The sequence below is a fragment of the Escherichia albertii genome (assembly GCF_028622335.1).
Classification (GTDB): Bacteria; Pseudomonadota; Gammaproteobacteria; order Enterobacterales; family Enterobacteriaceae; genus Escherichia; species Escherichia albertii.
In genome coordinates, this window is record NZ_CP117568.1 from 3,829,370 (window position 1) to 3,844,565 (window position 15,196).

Sequence of the window (15,196 nt, forward strand, 5' to 3'; positions counted from 1 at the left end):
TCACGTTTGTGGCTCTACCTGCTAATTGCTTAAGCAATATCGGACGGTTAATGTGTTTTACACATTTTTTCTGTTAAACAGTGAGGCAAGCCATGGAGATGTTGTCTGGAGCCGAGATGGTCGTCCGATCGCTTATCGATCAGGGCGTTAAACAAGTATTCGGTTATCCCGGAGGCGCAGTCCTTGATATTTACGATGCATTGCATACCGTGGGGGGTATCGATCACGTATTAGTTCGCCATGAACAGGCCGCGGTGCATATGGCTGATGGCCTGGCGCGTGCGACAGGGGAAGTCGGTGTCGTGCTGGTGACGTCCGGGCCGGGAGCAACTAACGCTATTACTGGCATTGCCACTGCTTATATGGATTCCATTCCATTGGTTATCCTTTCCGGTCAGGTTGCAACCTCACTGATAGGCTATGACGCTTTTCAGGAGTGTGACATGGTGGGGATTTCCCGCCCGGTGGTTAAACACAGTTTTCTGGTGAAACAAACGGAAGACATTCCTCAGGTGTTGAAAAAAGCTTTCTGGCTGGCGGCAAGTGGTCGCCCGGGGCCGGTTGTGGTTGATTTACCTAAAGACATTCTTAATCCGGCGAACAAATTACCGTATGTCTGGCCGGAGTCGGTCTGTATGCGTTCTTATAACCCGACAACGCTGGGTCACAAAGGGCAAATTAAACGTGCGCTGCAAACTCTGGCAGCAGCGAAAAAACCGGTGGTTTACGTCGGTGGTGGTGCTGTGACCGCGGGGTGCCATGCGCAACTCAGGCAAATTATTGAGCAACTGAATCTCCCGGTCGTCTCATCATTAATGGGACTCGGCGCGTTTCCGGCAACACATCGTCAGGCGCTGGGGATGCTGGGTATGCATGGTACTTACGAAGCCAATATGACGATGCATAATGCTGATGTCATTTTTGCGGTCGGCGTACGTTTTGATGATCGTACGACTAACAATCTGGCAAAGTACTGTCCGAATGCGACGGTTTTACATATCGATATCGATCCGACTTCAATCTCAAAAACTGTTACTGCCGATATTCCGATCGTTGGCGATGCGCGGCTGGTGCTGGATCAAATGCTGGAGTTGTTACCGCAAGAAACAGCTCATCAACCATTGGATGAGATCCGTGACTGGTGGCAGCAGATTGAGCATTGGCGTGCGCGTCAGTGTCTGAAATATGACACCCGCAGTGAAAAGATTAAACCACAGGCGGTGATCGAGGCGCTCTGGAGACTGACGAAGGGCGAAGCTTATGTAACGTCTGATGTAGGCCAGCACCAGATGTTCGCTGCGCTTTATTATCCTTTTGACAGACCTCGCCGTTGGATCAACTCCGGTGGTCTCGGCACTATGGGCTTTGGTTTACCTGCGGCACTGGGCGTCAAAATGGCGCTACCGGAAGAAACGGTGGTCTGCGTTACTGGCGACGGCAGTATTCAAATGAATATTCAGGAACTGTCTACTGCTTTGCAATATGAATTGCCGGTGCTGGTAGTCAATCTCAATAACCGTTATCTGGGGATGGTGAAGCAGTGGCAGGACATGATCTATTCTGGTCGTCATTCACAATCTTATATGCAGTCACTACCGGATTTCGTCCGTCTGGCGGAAGCCTATGGTCATGTCGGTATTCAGATTTCCCATCCACAAGATCTGGAAAGCAAGCTTAGCGAGGCGCTGGAGCAAGTCCGTAATAATCGCCTGGTGTTTGTCGATGTCACCGTCGATGGCAGTGAGCACGTCTACCCGATGCAGATTCGCGGGGGCGGAATGGATGAAATGTGGTTAAGCAAAACGGAGAGAACCTGATTATGCGCCGGATATTATCAGTATTACTCGAAAATGAATCAGGCGCGTTATCCCGCGTGATTGGCCTTTTTTCCCAGCGAGGCTACAACATTGAAAGTCTGACCGTTGCGCCGACCGACGATCCGACATTATCGCGCATGACTATCCAGACCGTGGGCGATGAAAAAGTACTTGAGCAGATCGAAAAGCAATTGCATAAACTGGTCGATGTCTTGCGCGTCAGCGAACTGGGGCAGGGGGCGCACGTTGAGCGAGAAATCATGCTGGTAAAAATTCAGGCCAGTGGTTATGGGCGTGACGAAGTAAAGCGCAATACGGAAATATTCCGTGGGCAAATTATTGATGTCACGCCGTCGCTTTATACCGTCCAACTGGCGGGCACCAGCGATAAACTTGATGCGTTTTTAGCATCGATTCGTGATGTGGCGAAAATAGTGGAAGTCGCTCGCTCCGGTGTCGTCGGACTTTCGCGCGGCGATAAAATAATGCGTTGAGAATGATCTCAATGCGCAATTTGCAGCCCAATATGCCACGTTGGGCTTTTTTTGCGAATTCAGTGGTAACCTGGAATAAAAGCAGTTGCCGCAGTTAATTTTCTGCGTTTAGATGTTAATGAATTTAACCCATACCAGTACAATGGTTATGGTTTTTACATTTTACGCAAGGGGCAATTGTGAAACTGGATGAAATCGCTCGGCTGGCGGGAGTGTCGCGGACCACTGCAAGCTATGTTATTAACGGCAAAGCGAAGCAATACCGTGTGAGCGACAAAACCGTTGAAAAAGTCATGGCTGTGGTGCGTGAGCACAATTACCACCCGAACGCCGTGGCGGCTGGGCTTCGTGCCGGACGCACTCGTTCTATTGGCCTTGTGATCCCCGATTTGGAGAACACAAGCTACACCCGTATTGCAAACTACCTTGAACGTCAGGCGCGGCAACGTGGTTATCAACTGCTGATTGCCTGTTCTGAAGATCAGCCAGACAACGAAATGCGTTGTATTGAGCATCTTTTACAGCGCCAGGTCGATGCAATCATTGTTTCGACTTCGCTGCCGCCAGAGCATCCTTTTTATCAACGCTGGGCCAATGATCCGTTTCCGATTGTCGCGTTAGACCGCGCCCTCGATCGTGAACACTTCACCAGTGTCGTAGGTGCTGACCAGGACGATGCTGAAATGCTGGCGGAAGAGTTACGCAAATTTCCTGCCGAGACGGTGCTTTATCTTGGCGCATTGCCGGAGCTTTCGGTCAGCTTCCTGCGTGAGCAGGGCTTCCGTACAGCCTGGAAGGATGATCCGCGCGAAGTGCATTTCCTCTATGCCAACAGCTATGAGCGGGAAACTGCCGCCCAGCTATTCGAAAAATGGCTGGAAACGCATCCGATGCCGCAGGCGCTGTTCACTACTTCGTTTGCGCTGTTGCAGGGGGTAATGGATGTTACGCTGCGCCGTGATGGTAAATTACCCTCTGATCTGGCGATAGCCACTTTTGGCGATAATGAACTGCTCGACTTCTTACAATGCCCGGTACTGGCTGTGGCTCAGCGTCACCGCGATGTGGCTGAACGCGTGCTGGAAATTGTCCTGGCGAGCCTGGACGAGCCCCGCAAGCCTAAACCCGGTTTAACGCGCATTAAGCGTAATCTCTATCGCCGTGGCATACTTAGCCGCAGTTGAGTCGAGATGAAAAATACGCGTCAGGGGAATTTTCTGCTGGCGCGTCGAGTACGTAATTGGACATCAATATCCTTAATGTAAATAAGACAATTCCTGGCTATTATCGATAAATCCTTCTAAATACCCCGCGAATTAACTTTCTTTGCAGCGTTTAACAATAATTAAGTGGCAACGATGGCTTGCTTTGGCATTATTTTGTTACATGCCAGCGAGCAATTGTCGATTTAACAAACACTTTTCTCTTCTTTTGCGCAAACTCACTGACATCAGGCGTGGCGCAGGCGCAACAGGGACTGTTATCCAGGGGAGATATGTCCTAAAATGCCGCTCGCGTCGCAAACTGACACTTTATATTTTCTGCGGAAAATATTTAGTCATTTTAAAACAATGATGGTGGTGAGGAGTTTTTTCTTACAGCTATTCATAACGTTAATTTGCTTTGCACGCTGGACGTAAAATAAACAACGCTGATATTAGCCGTAAACATTGGGTTTTTTACCTCGGTATGCTTTGTGACTGGCTTGACAAGCTTTTCCTCCGCTCCGTAAACTCCTTTTAGTGGGAAATTGTGGGGCAAAGTGGTAATAAGGGGTGAGATTGGCATGTTCCGGGGAGCAACGTTAGTCAATCTCGACAGCAAAGGGCGCTTATCAGTGCCCACCCGATACCGGGAGCAGCTGCTCGAGAACGCTACCGGTCAAATGGTTTGCACCATTGACATTCATCACCCGTGCCTGCTGCTTTACCCCCTGCCTGAATGGGAAATTATCGAGCAAAAATTATCGCGTCTGTCGAGCATGAATCCGGTTGAGCGCCGTGTACAGCGCCTCCTGTTAGGACATGCTAGCGAATGTCAGATGGACAGTGCTGGTCGCTTACTGGTCGCACCTGTCCTGCGGCAACATGCCGGGCTGACGAAAGAAGTGATGCTGGTTGGACAGTTCAATAAGTTTGAGCTGTGGGATGAAACGACCTGGCATCAACAAGTCAAGGAGGATATCGACGCAGAGCAGTTGGCTACCGACAGCTTATCGGAGCGATTGCAGGACTTGTCTCTATAAAATGATGGAAAACTATAAACATACTACGGTGCTGCTGGATGAAGCCGTTAACGGTCTGAATATTCGTCCTGACGGCATTTACATTGATGGGACTTTTGGTCGCGGTGGTCATTCACGTTTGATCCTCTCGCAGCTTAGCGAAGAGGGGCGTTTGTTGGCAATTGATCGCGACCCGCAGGCTATTGCCGTTGCGAAGACTATTGATGATCCGCGCTTCTCCATCATTCATGGACCTTTCTCTGCGCTGGGCGAATACGTCGCCGAGCGTGATCTTATCGGCAAGATAGACGGTATTCTCCTTGATCTTGGCGTTTCTTCTCCGCAACTTGATGACGCTGAGCGTGGTTTCTCCTTTATGCGTGACGGCCCACTGGACATGCGCATGGACCCGACTCGCGGTCAGTCTGCTGCTGAGTGGCTGCAAACGGCAGAGGAAGCGGACATTACCTGGGTATTGAAAACCTATGGCGAAGAACGTTTTGCCAAACGTATAGCACGCGCCATTGTCGAGCGTAACCGCGAACAGCCGATGACCCGCACTAAAGAACTGGCGGAAGTGGTCGCGGCGGCAACGCCGGTGAAAGACAAATTCAAACATCCCGCGACCCGTACCTTCCAGGCGGTGCGCATTTGGGTGAACAGTGAACTGGAGGAGATAGAGCAGGCGCTAAAAAGCTCGCTCAGCGTATTGGCCCCGGGAGGGCGGCTTTCTGTCATCAGTTTTCATTCGCTGGAAGATCGTATTGTGAAACGCTTCATGCGTGAAAACAGCCGTGGACCGCAGGTTCCGGCAGGGTTACCGATGACTGAAGAGCAGCTCAAAAAATTGGGAGGCCGCCAGTTGCGAGCATTAGGCAAGTTGATGCCGGGCGAAGAAGAGGTAGCAGAGAATCCTCGTGCCCGTAGTTCAGTTCTGCGTATTGCAGAGAGGACGAACGCATGATCAGCAGAGTGACAGAAGCTCTAAGCAAAGTTAAAGGATCGATGGGAAGCCACGAGCGCCATGCCTTGCCTGGCGTTATCGGTGACGATCTTTTGCGATTTGGGAAGCTGCCACTCTGCTTGTTCATTTGCATTATTTTGACGGCGGTGACGGTGGTAACCACGGCGCATCATACCCGTTTGCTGACCGCTCAGCGTGAACAGCTCGTGCTGGAGCGAGATGCTTTAGATATTGAATGGCGTAACCTGATCCTTGAGGAGAATGCGCTAGGCGATCATAGCCGGGTAGAAAGGATCGCCACGGAGAAGCTGCAAATGCAGCATGTTGATCCGTCACAAGAAAATATCGTAGTACAAAAATAAGGATAAACGCGACGCATGAAAGCAGCGGCGAAAACGCAGAAACCAAAACGTCAGGAAGAACAGGCCAACTTTATTAGTTGGCGTTTTGCGTTGTTATGCGGTTGTATTTTGCTGGCACTGGCTTTTCTGCTCGGGCGCGTAGCATGGTTGCAGGTTATCTCCCCGGATATGCTGGTGAAAGAAGGCGACATGCGTTCTCTTCGCGTTCAGCAAGTTTCCACCTCCCGCGGCATGATTACCGACCGTTCCGGTCGCCCGTTGGCGGTGAGCGTGCCGGTAAAAGCCATTTGGGCCGACCCAAAAGAGGTGCATGACGCTGGCGGCATCAGCGTTGGTGACCGCTGGAAAGCGCTTGCCAATGCACTCAACATTCCACTGGATCAACTTTCCGCACGTATTAACGCTAACCCGAAAGGGCGGTTTATCTACCTTGCGCGTCAGGTTAACCCTGACATGGCGGACTACATCAAAAAACTGAAACTGCCGGGAATTCATCTGCGCGAAGAATCTCGTCGTTACTATCCGTCCGGCGAAGTGACTGCTCACCTCATCGGCTTTACTAACGTCGATAGCCAGGGGATTGAGGGCGTTGAGAAGAGTTTTGATAAGTGGCTTACCGGGCAGCCGGGCGAACGTATTGTGCGTAAAGATCGCTATGGTCGCGTAATTGAAGATATCTCTTCTACTGACAGCCAGGCGGCGCACAACCTTACGTTAAGCATTGATGAACGTCTGCAGGCGCTGGTTTATCGCGAACTGAACAATGCGGTGGCCTTTAACAAGGCGGAATCCGGTAGTGCTGTGCTGGTGGATGTCAACACTGGAGAAGTGCTGGCGATGGCTAATAGCCCGTCTTACAACCCAAACAATCTCAGCGGTACGCCAAAAGAGGCGATGCGTAACCGTACCATCACCGACGTTTTTGAACCCGGTTCTACTGTTAAACCGATGGTGGTGATGACTGCGTTGCAGCGCGGCGTGGTGCGGGAAAACTCAGTGCTGAACACCGTTCCTTATCGAATTAACGGCCACGAAATCAAAGACGTGGCGCGCTACAGTGAATTAACCCTGACCGGGGTATTACAGAAGTCGAGTAACGTCGGTGTTTCCAAGCTGGCGTTAGCGATGCCGTCCTCAGCGTTAGTAGATACTTACTCACGTTTTGGACTGGGAAAAGCGACCAATTTGGGGTTGGTCGGAGAACGCAGTGGCTTATATCCTCAAAAACAACGGTGGTCTGACATAGAGAGGGCCACCTTCTCTTTCGGCTACGGGCTAATGGTAACGCCGTTACAGTTAGCGCGAGTCTACGCAACAATCGGTAGCTACGGCATCTATCGCCCGCTGTCGATTACCAAAGTTGATCCTCCGGTTCCCGGTGAACGCGTCTTCCCGGAGTCCATTGTCCGCACCGTGGTGCATATGATGGAAAGCGTGGCGCTACCGGGCGGTGGCGGCGTGAAGGCGGCAATTAAAGGCTATCGCATCGCCATTAAAACCGGTACTGCGAAGAAGGTCGGGCCGGACGGTCGCTATATCAATAAATATATTGCTTATACCGCAGGCGTTGCGCCTGCGAGTCAGCCGCGCTTCGCGCTGGTTGTTGTTATCAACGATCCGCAGGCGGGTAAATACTACGGCGGCGCCGTTTCCGCGCCGGTCTTTGGTGCCATCATGGGCGGCGTATTGCGCACCATGAACATCGAACCGGATGCGCTGACAACGGGTGATAAAAATGAATTTGTGATTAATCAAGGCGAGGGAACAGGTGGCAGATCGTAATTTGCGCGACCTTCTTGCTCCGTGGGTGCCCGGTGCACCTTCGCGAGCACTGCGAGAGATGACACTCGACAGCCGTGTGGCTGCGTCGGGCGATCTCTTTGTAGCTGTAGTAGGTCATCAGGCGGACGGGCGTCGATATATCCCGCAGGCGATAGCGCAAGGTGTGGCTGCCATTATTGCAGAGGCGAAAGATGAGGCGACCGACGGTGAAATCCGTGAAATGCACGGCGTGCCGGTCATCTATCTTAGCCAGCTTAATGAGCGTTTATCGGCACTGGCGGGCCGCTTTTACCATGAACCCTCAGATAATTTACGTCTCGTGGGCGTAACGGGCACTAACGGTAAAACCACGACGACCCAGCTTCTGGCGCAGTGGAGCCAGCTGCTTGGCGAAACCAGCGCAGTGATGGGGACTGTAGGTAACGGTCTGCTGGGTAAAGTCATTCCGACAGAAAATACAACCGGTTCGGCAGTTGACGTGCAGCATGAGCTGGCGGGACTGGTGGATCAGGGCGCAACCTTTTGCGCGATGGAAGTTTCCTCCCACGGGCTGGTACAGCACCGTGTGGCGGCATTGAAATTTGCAGCCTCCGTCTTTACCAATTTAAGCCGCGATCACCTTGATTATCATGGTGATATGGAACACTACGAAGCAGCGAAATGGCTGCTTTATTCCACACATCATTGCGGTCAGGCGATTGTTAACGCCGACGATGAAGTGGGCCGCCGCTGGCTGGCAAAACTGCCGGACGCGGTTGCGGTATCAATGGAAGATCATATTAATTCAAACTGTCATGGTCGTTGGTTGAAAGCGACCGAGGTGAACTATCACGACAGTGGAGCGACCATTCGCTTTAGCTCAAGTTGGGGCGATGGCGAAATTGAAAGCCATCTGATGGGCGCATTCAACGTCAGTAACCTACTGCTGGCGCTGGCGACGCTGCTGGCGCTCGGTTACCCGCTGGCCGAGCTGCTGAAAACAGCAGCTCGTCTGCAACCGGTTTGCGGACGAATGGAAGTGTTCACTGCGCCAGGCAAACCGACAGTGGTGGTCGATTACGCTCACACCCCGGATGCGCTGGAAAAAGCCTTACAGGCAGCGCGCCTGCACTGTGCGGGTAAGCTGTGGTGCGTCTTCGGCTGCGGCGGCGATCGCGATAAAGGTAAGCGCCCACTAATGGGGGCGATTGCTGAAGAGTTTGCTGATGTGGCGGTAGTAACGGACGATAACCCGCGTACCGAAGAGCCGAGAGCCATCATCAACGATATTCTGGCGGGGATGTTAGATGCCGGACATGCCAAAGTAATGGAAGGTCGCGCCGAAGCTGTGACTTGCGCTGTTATGCAGGCTAAAGAAAATGATGTCGTACTGGTCGCTGGCAAAGGCCATGAAGATTACCAGATTGTCGGCAATCAGCGTCTGGACTACTCCGATCGCGTCACGGTGGCGCGGCTGCTGGGGGTAATCGCATGATTAGCGTAACCCTTAGCCGACTTACCGATATTCTCAACGGCGAGCTGAAAGGGGCTGATATCGCCCTGGATGCTGTAACCACCGACACTCGTAAACTGACGCCTGGTTGTCTGTTTGTCGCGCTGAAAGGCGAACGTTTCGATGCCCATGATTTTGCCGACCAGGCGAAAGCGGGTGGTGCGGGCGCGCTGCTGGTCAGCCGCCCGCTGGATATCGACTTGCCACAGTTAATCGTCAAGGATACGCGTCTGGCGTTTGGCCAACTGGCTGCATGGGTTCGCCAGCAAGTTCCGGCGCGAGTGGTTGCCCTGACAGGGTCTTCCGGCAAAACGTCCGTTAAGGAAATGACCGCGGCGATTTTAAGTCAGTGCGGCAACACGCTTTATACAGCGGGTAATCTCAACAACGACATCGGTGTGCCGATGACGCTGCTGCGTTTAACGCCGGAGTACGATTACGCGGTGATTGAACTTGGCGCGAATCATCAGGGTGAAATTGCCTGGACCGTTAGTCTGACTCGCCCGGAAGCCGCGCTGGTCAACAATCTGGCAGCAGCGCATCTGGAAGGTTTCGGTTCTCTTGCGGGGGTCGCGAAAGCGAAAGGCGAAATCTTTACTGGCCTGCCGGAAAACGGCATCGCCATCATGAATGCGGATAACAACGACTGTCTGAACTGGCAGAGTGTGATTGGCTCACGCAAAGTATGGCGCTTCTCTCCGAATGCCGCCAACAGCGATTTTACCGCCACCAATATTCATGTGACTTCGCACGGTACTGAATTCACGCTGCAAACCCCAACGGGTAGCGTCGATGTTTTGCTACCGCTGCCCGGACGTCACAATATTGCGAATGCGTTGGCAGCCGCCGCGCTCGCCATGTCCGTGGGCGCAACGCGTGATGCTATCAAAGCAGGGCTGGCAAATCTGAAAGCTGTTCCTGGCCGTCTGTTCCCCATTCAACTGGCGGAAAACCAGTTGTTGCTTGATGACTCCTACAACGCCAATGTCGGTTCAATGACTGCTGCCGTACAGGTACTGGCCGAAATGCCGGGTTACCGCGTGCTGGTCGTTGGCGATATGGCAGAGTTGGGGGCTGAAAGCGAAGCCTGTCATGTACAGGTGGGTGAAGCAGCGAAAGCAGCAGGCATTGACCGCGTATTAAGCGTGGGTAAGCAAAGCCATGCTATTGGCGCTGCGAGTGGCGTTGGCGAACATTTTGCCGATAAAACTGCGTTGATTGCGCATCTTAAAACCCTGATTGCTGAGCAACAGGTGATTACGATTTTAGTTAAAGGTTCACGTAGTGCCGCCATGGAAGAGGTAGTACGCGCTTTACAGGAGAATGGAACATGTTAGTTTGGCTGGCCGAACATTTGGTCAAATATTATTCTGGCTTTAACGTCTTTTCTTATCTGACGTTTCGAGCCATCGTCAGCCTGCTGACCGCGCTGTTCATCTCGTTGTGGATGGGGCCGCGCATGATTGCTCATTTGCAAAAACTTTCCTTTGGTCAGGTTGTTCGTAACGATGGCCCGGAATCGCACTTTAGCAAGCGCGGTACGCCGACCATGGGCGGGATTATGATCCTGACGGCGATTGTCATCTCCGTATTGTTGTGGGCTTATCCCTCTAATCCGTACGTCTGGTGCGTGCTGGTGGTATTGGTGGGTTACGGCATCATTGGCTTTGTTGATGATTATCGCAAAGTGGTGCGTAAAGACACAAAAGGTTTGATCGCGCGCTGGAAATATTTCTGGATGTCGGTGATTGCGCTGGGCGTTGCTTTCGCGCTGTACCTTGCCGGAAACGATACGCCAGCAACACAGCTTGTGGTGCCGTTCTTTAAAGATGTGATGCCGCAACTGGGACTGTTCTACATCCTGTTGGCTTACTTCGTGATTGTCGGCACCGGCAACGCAGTAAACCTGACTGATGGCCTTGATGGTCTGGCGATTATGCCGACCGTATTTGTTGCTGGCGGTTTTGCTCTGGTGGCCTGGGCGACCGGCAACATGAACTTTGCCAGCTATTTGCACATACCGTATCTGCGACACGCCGGGGAACTGGTTATCGTCTGCACCGCGATTGTTGGGGCTGGGCTGGGTTTCCTGTGGTTTAACACCTACCCGGCGCAGGTCTTTATGGGCGATGTCGGTTCACTGGCATTAGGTGGTGCTTTGGGCATTATCGCTGTATTGCTACGTCAGGAGTTTCTTCTGGTGATTATGGGCGGTGTATTTGTGGTAGAAACGCTGTCCGTCATCCTGCAGGTCGGCTCTTTCAAACTGCGCGGACAACGTATTTTCCGTATGGCGCCGATTCATCACCACTATGAACTGAAAGGTTGGCCGGAACCGCGCGTCATCGTGCGTTTCTGGATTATTTCGCTGATGCTGGTCCTGATTGGCCTGGCAACGCTGAAGGTACGTTAATCATGGCTGATTACCAGGGTAAAAATGTCGTTATTATCGGCCTGGGCCTCACCGGGCTTTCCTGCGTGGATTTTTTCCTTGCTCGTGGCGTGACGCCGCGCGTTATGGATACGCGGATGACGCCGCCCGGCCTGGATAAATTACCCGAAACGGTAGAGCGCTATACTGGCGGTCTCAATGATGAATGGTTAATGGCAGCCGATCTGATTGTCGCAAGCCCTGGTATTGCGCTGGCGCATCCTTCCTTAAGCGCTGCTGCCGATGCCGGAATCGAAATCGTTGGCGATATCGAGCTGTTCTGCCGCGAAGCACAAGCGCCGATTGTGGCGATCACCGGTTCTAACGGTAAAAGCACCGTCACCACTTTAGTGGGTGAAATGGCGAAAGCGGCGGGCGTTAACGTTGGCGTGGGCGGCAACATCGGCCTGCCAGCGTTGATGCTGTTGGATGATGAGTGCGAATTGTACGTGCTGGAACTGTCGAGCTTCCAACTGGAAACCACTTCCAGCTTGCAGGCAGTGGCGGCGACCATTTTGAACGTGACTGAAGATCATATGGATCGCTATCCGTTTGGTTTGCAGCAATATCGCACAGCAAAACTGCGTATTTACGACAATGCGAAAGTTTGCGTAGTCAATGCCGATGATGCCTTAACGATGCCAATTCGCGGCGCGGATGAACGCTGCGTTAGCTTTGGTGTCAATATGGGCGACTATCACCTGAATCATCAGCAGGGCGAAACCTGGCTACGGGTGAAAGGTGAGAAGGTGTTGAACGTGAAAGAGATGAAGCTTTCCGGGCAACATAACTATACCAATGCCCTGGCGGCGCTGGCGCTGGCTGACGCCGCAGGCTTGCCACGCGCCAGCAGCCTGAAAGCACTGACGACTTTTACCGGTCTGCCGCATCGCTTTGAAGTGGTGCTGGAGCACAACGGCGTGCGCTGGATTAACGATTCGAAAGCCACCAATGTGGGGAGTACGGAAGCGGCGCTGAACGGTTTGCAGGTAGACGGTACGCTGCATTTGTTGTTGGGAGGCGATGGTAAATCGGCAGACTTCAGCCCGCTGGCGCGCTATCTGAATGGCGATAACGTACGCCTGTATTGCTTTGGTCGTGACGGCGCGCAGTTGGCAGCGCTGCGCCCGGACGTGGCAGAACAAACCGAAACCATGGAGCAGGCGATGCGTCTATTGGCGCCGCGCGTGCAGCCGGGAGATATGGTTCTGCTTTCTCCGGCCTGTGCCAGCCTCGATCAGTTCAAGAACTTTGAACAACGAGGCAATGAATTTGCCCGTCTGGCGAAGGAGTTCGGTTGATGCGTTTATCTCTCCCTCGCCTGAAAATGCCGCGCCTTCCGGGATTCAGCATTCTGGCATGGATTTTTACGGCGCTGAAAGGCTGGGTGATGGGCTCGCGGGAAAAAGATACCGACAGCCTAATCATGTACGATCGCACCTTGCTGTGGTTGACCTTTGGTCTTGCAGCGATCGGCTTTATCATGGTGACTTCGGCGTCGATGCCTATTGGGCAGCGTTTAACCAACGATCCGTTCTTCTTTGCCAAGCGTGATGGCGTCTATCTGATCATGGCGTTCATTCTGTCGATCATTACGCTGCGTTTGCCGATGGAGTTCTGGCAGCGCTACAGCGCGACTATGCTGCTGGGGTCAATCATCCTGCTGATGATTGTGCTGGTGGTGGGGAGCTCGGTTAAAGGGGCATCGCGTTGGATCGATCTCGGTCTACTGCGTATTCAGCCTGCAGAGCTGACGAAGCTGTCGCTGTTTTGCTATATCGCCAACTATCTGGTGCGCAAAGGCGATGAAGTACGTAACAACCTGCGCGGCTTCCTGAAACCGATGGGCGTGATTCTGGTGCTGGCAGTGTTGCTGCTGGCGCAGCCCGATCTTGGTACGGTGGTGGTGCTGTTTGTGACCACGTTGGCGATGTTGTTCCTGGCTGGCGCGAAATTGTGGCAGTTCATTGCCATTATCGGCATGGGGATTTCAGCGGTCGTGCTGTTGATCCTCGCCGAACCGTACCGTATCCGCCGTGTTACCGCGTTCTGGAACCCGTGGGAAGATCCCTTCGGTAGCGGCTATCAGCTAACGCAATCGTTGATGGCGTTTGGTCGCGGCGAACTGTGGGGGCAAGGTTTAGGTAACTCGGTACAAAAACTGGAGTACCTGCCGGAAGCGCACACTGACTTTATTTTCGCCATTATCGGCGAAGAACTGGGTTATGTCGGTGTGGTATTGGCGCTTTTAATGGTATTCTTCGTCGCTTTTCGCGCGATGTCGATTGGCCGCAAAGCGTTAGAAATTGACCACCGTTTTTCCGGTTTTCTCGCCTGTTCGATTGGTATCTGGTTTAGTTTCCAGGCTCTGGTTAACGTAGGCGCGGCGGCGGGGATGTTACCGACCAAAGGTCTGACATTACCGCTGATCAGCTACGGTGGTTCGAGTTTACTGATTATGTCGACAGCTATCATGATGCTGTTGCGTATTGATTATGAAACGCGTCTGGAGAAAGCGCAGGCGTTTGCACGAGGTTCACGATGAGTGGTCAAGGGAAGCGATTAATGGTGATGGCAGGCGGTACTGGTGGACATGTGTTCCCGGGGCTGGCGGTTGCGCACCATTTAATGGCTCAGGGATGGCAAGTCCGCTGGCTGGGCACCGCCGATCGTATGGAAGCGGACTTAGTGCCGAAGCACGGCATCGAAATCGACTTTATTCGCATCTCTGGCCTACGCGGCAAAGGTGTTAAAGCTCTGCTCGCAGCCCCGCTGCGTATCTTTAACGCCTGGCGTCAGGCGCGGGCGATTATGAAAGCTTATAAACCTGATGTAGTGCTCGGTATGGGCGGCTACGTTTCAGGACCCGGTGGTCTGGCTGCGTGGTCATTAGGTATCCCGGTCGTACTACATGAACAAAATGGTATTGCGGGCTTAACCAATAAATGGCTGGCAAAGATTGCTACCAAAGTAATGCAGGCGTTTCCGGGCGCCTTCCCTGATGCGGAAGTGGTCGGTAACCCGGTGCGCACTGATGTGCTGGCGCTGCCGTTGCCGCAGCAACGTATGGCTGGTCGTGAAGGTCCGATTCGTGTGCTGGTTGTGGGCGGTTCTCAAGGCGCGCGCATTCTTAACCAGACAATGCCGCAGGTCGCGGCAAAGTTGGGCGATACGGTAACTATCTGGCATCAGAGCGGTAAAGGTGCGCAACAAACTGTTGAGCAGGCTTATGCGGGGGCGGGACAACCGCAGCATAAAGTGACGGAATTTATTGATGACATGTCAGCAGCCTATGCGTGGGCGGATGTCGTCGTTTGCCGATCCGGCGCGTTAACGGTAAGTGAAATCGCCGCGGCGGGGTTACCGGCGTTGTTTGTGCCGTTTCAGCACAAAGACAGGCAGCAGTACTGGAATGCGTTGCCGCTGGAAAAAGCCGGCGCAGCTAAGATTATCGAGCAGCCACAACTTACTGTGGATGCCGTCGCCAACACTCTGGCTGGGTGGTCGCGAGAAACCTTATTAACCATGGCAGAGCGCGCCCGTGCTGCATCTATTCCAGATGCCACCGAGCGAGTGGCAAATGAAGTGAGCCGGGCTGCCGGGCGTAATTAATTGTGGCGGTGCCTTTTG

The 15,196-nt window shown here is 53.0% G+C and carries 14 protein-coding genes; all 14 read left to right on the top strand.

Annotated elements, in window-relative coordinates:
- The first annotated feature begins 92 nt into the window (after positions 1 to 92).
- The 14 genes from ilvI (at position 93) to murG (ending at position 15,178) form a co-directional block, all read left to right on the top strand.
- The gene (ilvI, locus tag PS053_RS18530) at positions 93 to 1,817 is read left to right on the top strand and encodes an acetolactate synthase 3 large subunit (RefSeq protein ID WP_059218464.1); all 1,725 of its coding nucleotides are present in this window, start codon (positions 93 to 95) and stop codon (positions 1,815 to 1,817) included.
- A gap of 2 nt (positions 1,818 to 1,819) precedes the next feature.
- On the top strand, positions 1,820 to 2,311 hold the full coding sequence (gene ilvN / locus PS053_RS18535) for an acetolactate synthase small subunit (protein WP_001252744.1): 492 nt from the start codon (positions 1,820 to 1,822) through the stop codon (positions 2,309 to 2,311).
- An 11-nt stretch (positions 2,312 to 2,322) separates the two neighbouring features.
- Positions 2,323 to 2,409, top strand: a complete 87-nt coding sequence (locus tag PS053_RS18540; protein WP_032275039.1) for a hypothetical protein — start codon at positions 2,323 to 2,325, stop codon at positions 2,407 to 2,409.
- A gap of 81 nt (positions 2,410 to 2,490) precedes the next feature.
- On the top strand, positions 2,491 to 3,495 hold the full coding sequence (gene cra / locus PS053_RS18545) for a catabolite repressor/activator (RefSeq protein WP_000762403.1): 1,005 nt from the start codon (positions 2,491 to 2,493) through the stop codon (positions 3,493 to 3,495).
- A gap of 602 nt (positions 3,496 to 4,097) precedes the next feature.
- On the top strand, positions 4,098 to 4,556 hold the full coding sequence (gene mraZ / locus PS053_RS18550; RefSeq protein WP_010340881.1) for a division/cell wall cluster transcriptional repressor MraZ: 459 nt from the start codon (positions 4,098 to 4,100) through the stop codon (positions 4,554 to 4,556).
- Between the two features lies 1 nt (position 4,557).
- A complete protein-coding gene (rsmH, locus tag PS053_RS18555) occupies positions 4,558 to 5,499 on the top strand; it encodes a 16S rRNA (cytosine(1402)-N(4))-methyltransferase RsmH (protein ID WP_256878692.1) in 942 nt (313 codons plus the stop codon).
- Complete coding sequence (ftsL, locus tag PS053_RS18560) at positions 5,496 to 5,861, top strand: cell division protein FtsL (protein WP_000625658.1); 366 nt, start codon at positions 5,496 to 5,498, stop codon at positions 5,859 to 5,861. The genes rsmH and ftsL overlap by 4 nt, the downstream gene beginning before the upstream one ends.
- Positions 5,862 to 5,876: 15 nt before the next feature.
- Positions 5,877 to 7,643, top strand: a complete 1,767-nt coding sequence (ftsI, locus tag PS053_RS18565; protein ID WP_000642226.1) for a peptidoglycan glycosyltransferase FtsI — start codon at positions 5,877 to 5,879, stop codon at positions 7,641 to 7,643.
- Positions 7,630 to 9,117: a UDP-N-acetylmuramoyl-L-alanyl-D-glutamate--2,6-diaminopimelate ligase gene (gene murE, locus PS053_RS18570; RefSeq protein WP_059218462.1), complete on the top strand. Its 1,488-nt coding sequence runs from the start codon at positions 7,630 to 7,632 to the stop codon at positions 9,115 to 9,117. Before ftsI ends, murE begins: the two co-directional genes overlap by 14 nt.
- Positions 9,114 to 10,472 (top strand): UDP-N-acetylmuramoyl-tripeptide--D-alanyl-D-alanine ligase, encoded by a 1,359-nt coding sequence (gene murF / locus PS053_RS18575; RefSeq protein WP_204619614.1) that lies wholly within the window; start codon positions 9,114 to 9,116, stop codon positions 10,470 to 10,472. The genes murE and murF overlap by 4 nt, the downstream gene beginning before the upstream one ends.
- Positions 10,466 to 11,548 carry a phospho-N-acetylmuramoyl-pentapeptide-transferase gene (gene mraY / locus PS053_RS18580; RefSeq protein WP_000964123.1) on the top strand — a complete coding sequence of 361 codons (1,083 nt, stop codon included), beginning with the start codon at positions 10,466 to 10,468 and terminating at the stop codon, positions 11,546 to 11,548. Before murF ends, mraY begins: the two co-directional genes overlap by 7 nt.
- A 2-nt stretch (positions 11,549 to 11,550) precedes the next feature.
- The gene (gene murD, locus PS053_RS18585) at positions 11,551 to 12,867 is read left to right on the top strand and encodes a UDP-N-acetylmuramoyl-L-alanine--D-glutamate ligase (RefSeq protein ID WP_256878691.1); all 1,317 of its coding nucleotides are present in this window, start codon (positions 11,551 to 11,553) and stop codon (positions 12,865 to 12,867) included.
- Entirely contained in the window at positions 12,867 to 14,111 is a 1,245-nt protein-coding gene (gene ftsW, locus PS053_RS18590; RefSeq protein ID WP_002430300.1) for a cell division protein FtsW, read from the top strand. The genes murD and ftsW overlap by 1 nt, the downstream gene beginning before the upstream one ends.
- The gene (gene murG, locus PS053_RS18595) at positions 14,108 to 15,178 is read left to right on the top strand and encodes an undecaprenyldiphospho-muramoylpentapeptide beta-N-acetylglucosaminyltransferase (protein WP_000016576.1); all 1,071 of its coding nucleotides are present in this window, start codon (positions 14,108 to 14,110) and stop codon (positions 15,176 to 15,178) included. Before ftsW ends, murG begins: the two co-directional genes overlap by 4 nt.
- Positions 15,179 to 15,196: the final 18 nt, after the last annotated feature.

What these genes read in the sequence shown, in the direction of transcription:
- ilvI (WP_059218464.1), top strand. Translation starts at nt 93, where the DNA reads ATGGAGATGTTGTCTGGAGCCGAGATGGTCGTCCGATCGCTTATCGAT.
- ilvN (WP_001252744.1), top strand. Translation starts at nt 1,820, where the DNA reads ATGCGCCGGATATTATCAGTATTACTCGAAAATGAATCAGGCGCGTTA.
- PS053_RS18540 (WP_032275039.1), top strand. Translation starts at nt 2,323, where the DNA reads ATGCGCAATTTGCAGCCCAATATGCCACGTTGGGCTTTTTTTGCGAAT.
- mraZ (WP_010340881.1), top strand. Translation starts at nt 4,098, where the DNA reads ATGTTCCGGGGAGCAACGTTAGTCAATCTCGACAGCAAAGGGCGCTTA.
- rsmH (WP_256878692.1), top strand. Translation starts at nt 4,558, where the DNA reads ATGATGGAAAACTATAAACATACTACGGTGCTGCTGGATGAAGCCGTT.
- ftsL (WP_000625658.1), top strand. Translation starts at nt 5,496, where the DNA reads ATGATCAGCAGAGTGACAGAAGCTCTAAGCAAAGTTAAAGGATCGATG.
- ftsI (WP_000642226.1), top strand. Translation starts at nt 5,877, where the DNA reads ATGAAAGCAGCGGCGAAAACGCAGAAACCAAAACGTCAGGAAGAACAG.
- murF (WP_204619614.1), top strand. Translation starts at nt 9,114, where the DNA reads ATGATTAGCGTAACCCTTAGCCGACTTACCGATATTCTCAACGGCGAG.
- mraY (WP_000964123.1), top strand. Translation starts at nt 10,466, where the DNA reads ATGTTAGTTTGGCTGGCCGAACATTTGGTCAAATATTATTCTGGCTTT.
- murD (WP_256878691.1), top strand. Translation starts at nt 11,551, where the DNA reads ATGGCTGATTACCAGGGTAAAAATGTCGTTATTATCGGCCTGGGCCTC.
- ftsW (WP_002430300.1), top strand. Translation starts at nt 12,867, where the DNA reads ATGCGTTTATCTCTCCCTCGCCTGAAAATGCCGCGCCTTCCGGGATTC.
- murG (WP_000016576.1), top strand. Translation starts at nt 14,108, where the DNA reads ATGAGTGGTCAAGGGAAGCGATTAATGGTGATGGCAGGCGGTACTGGT.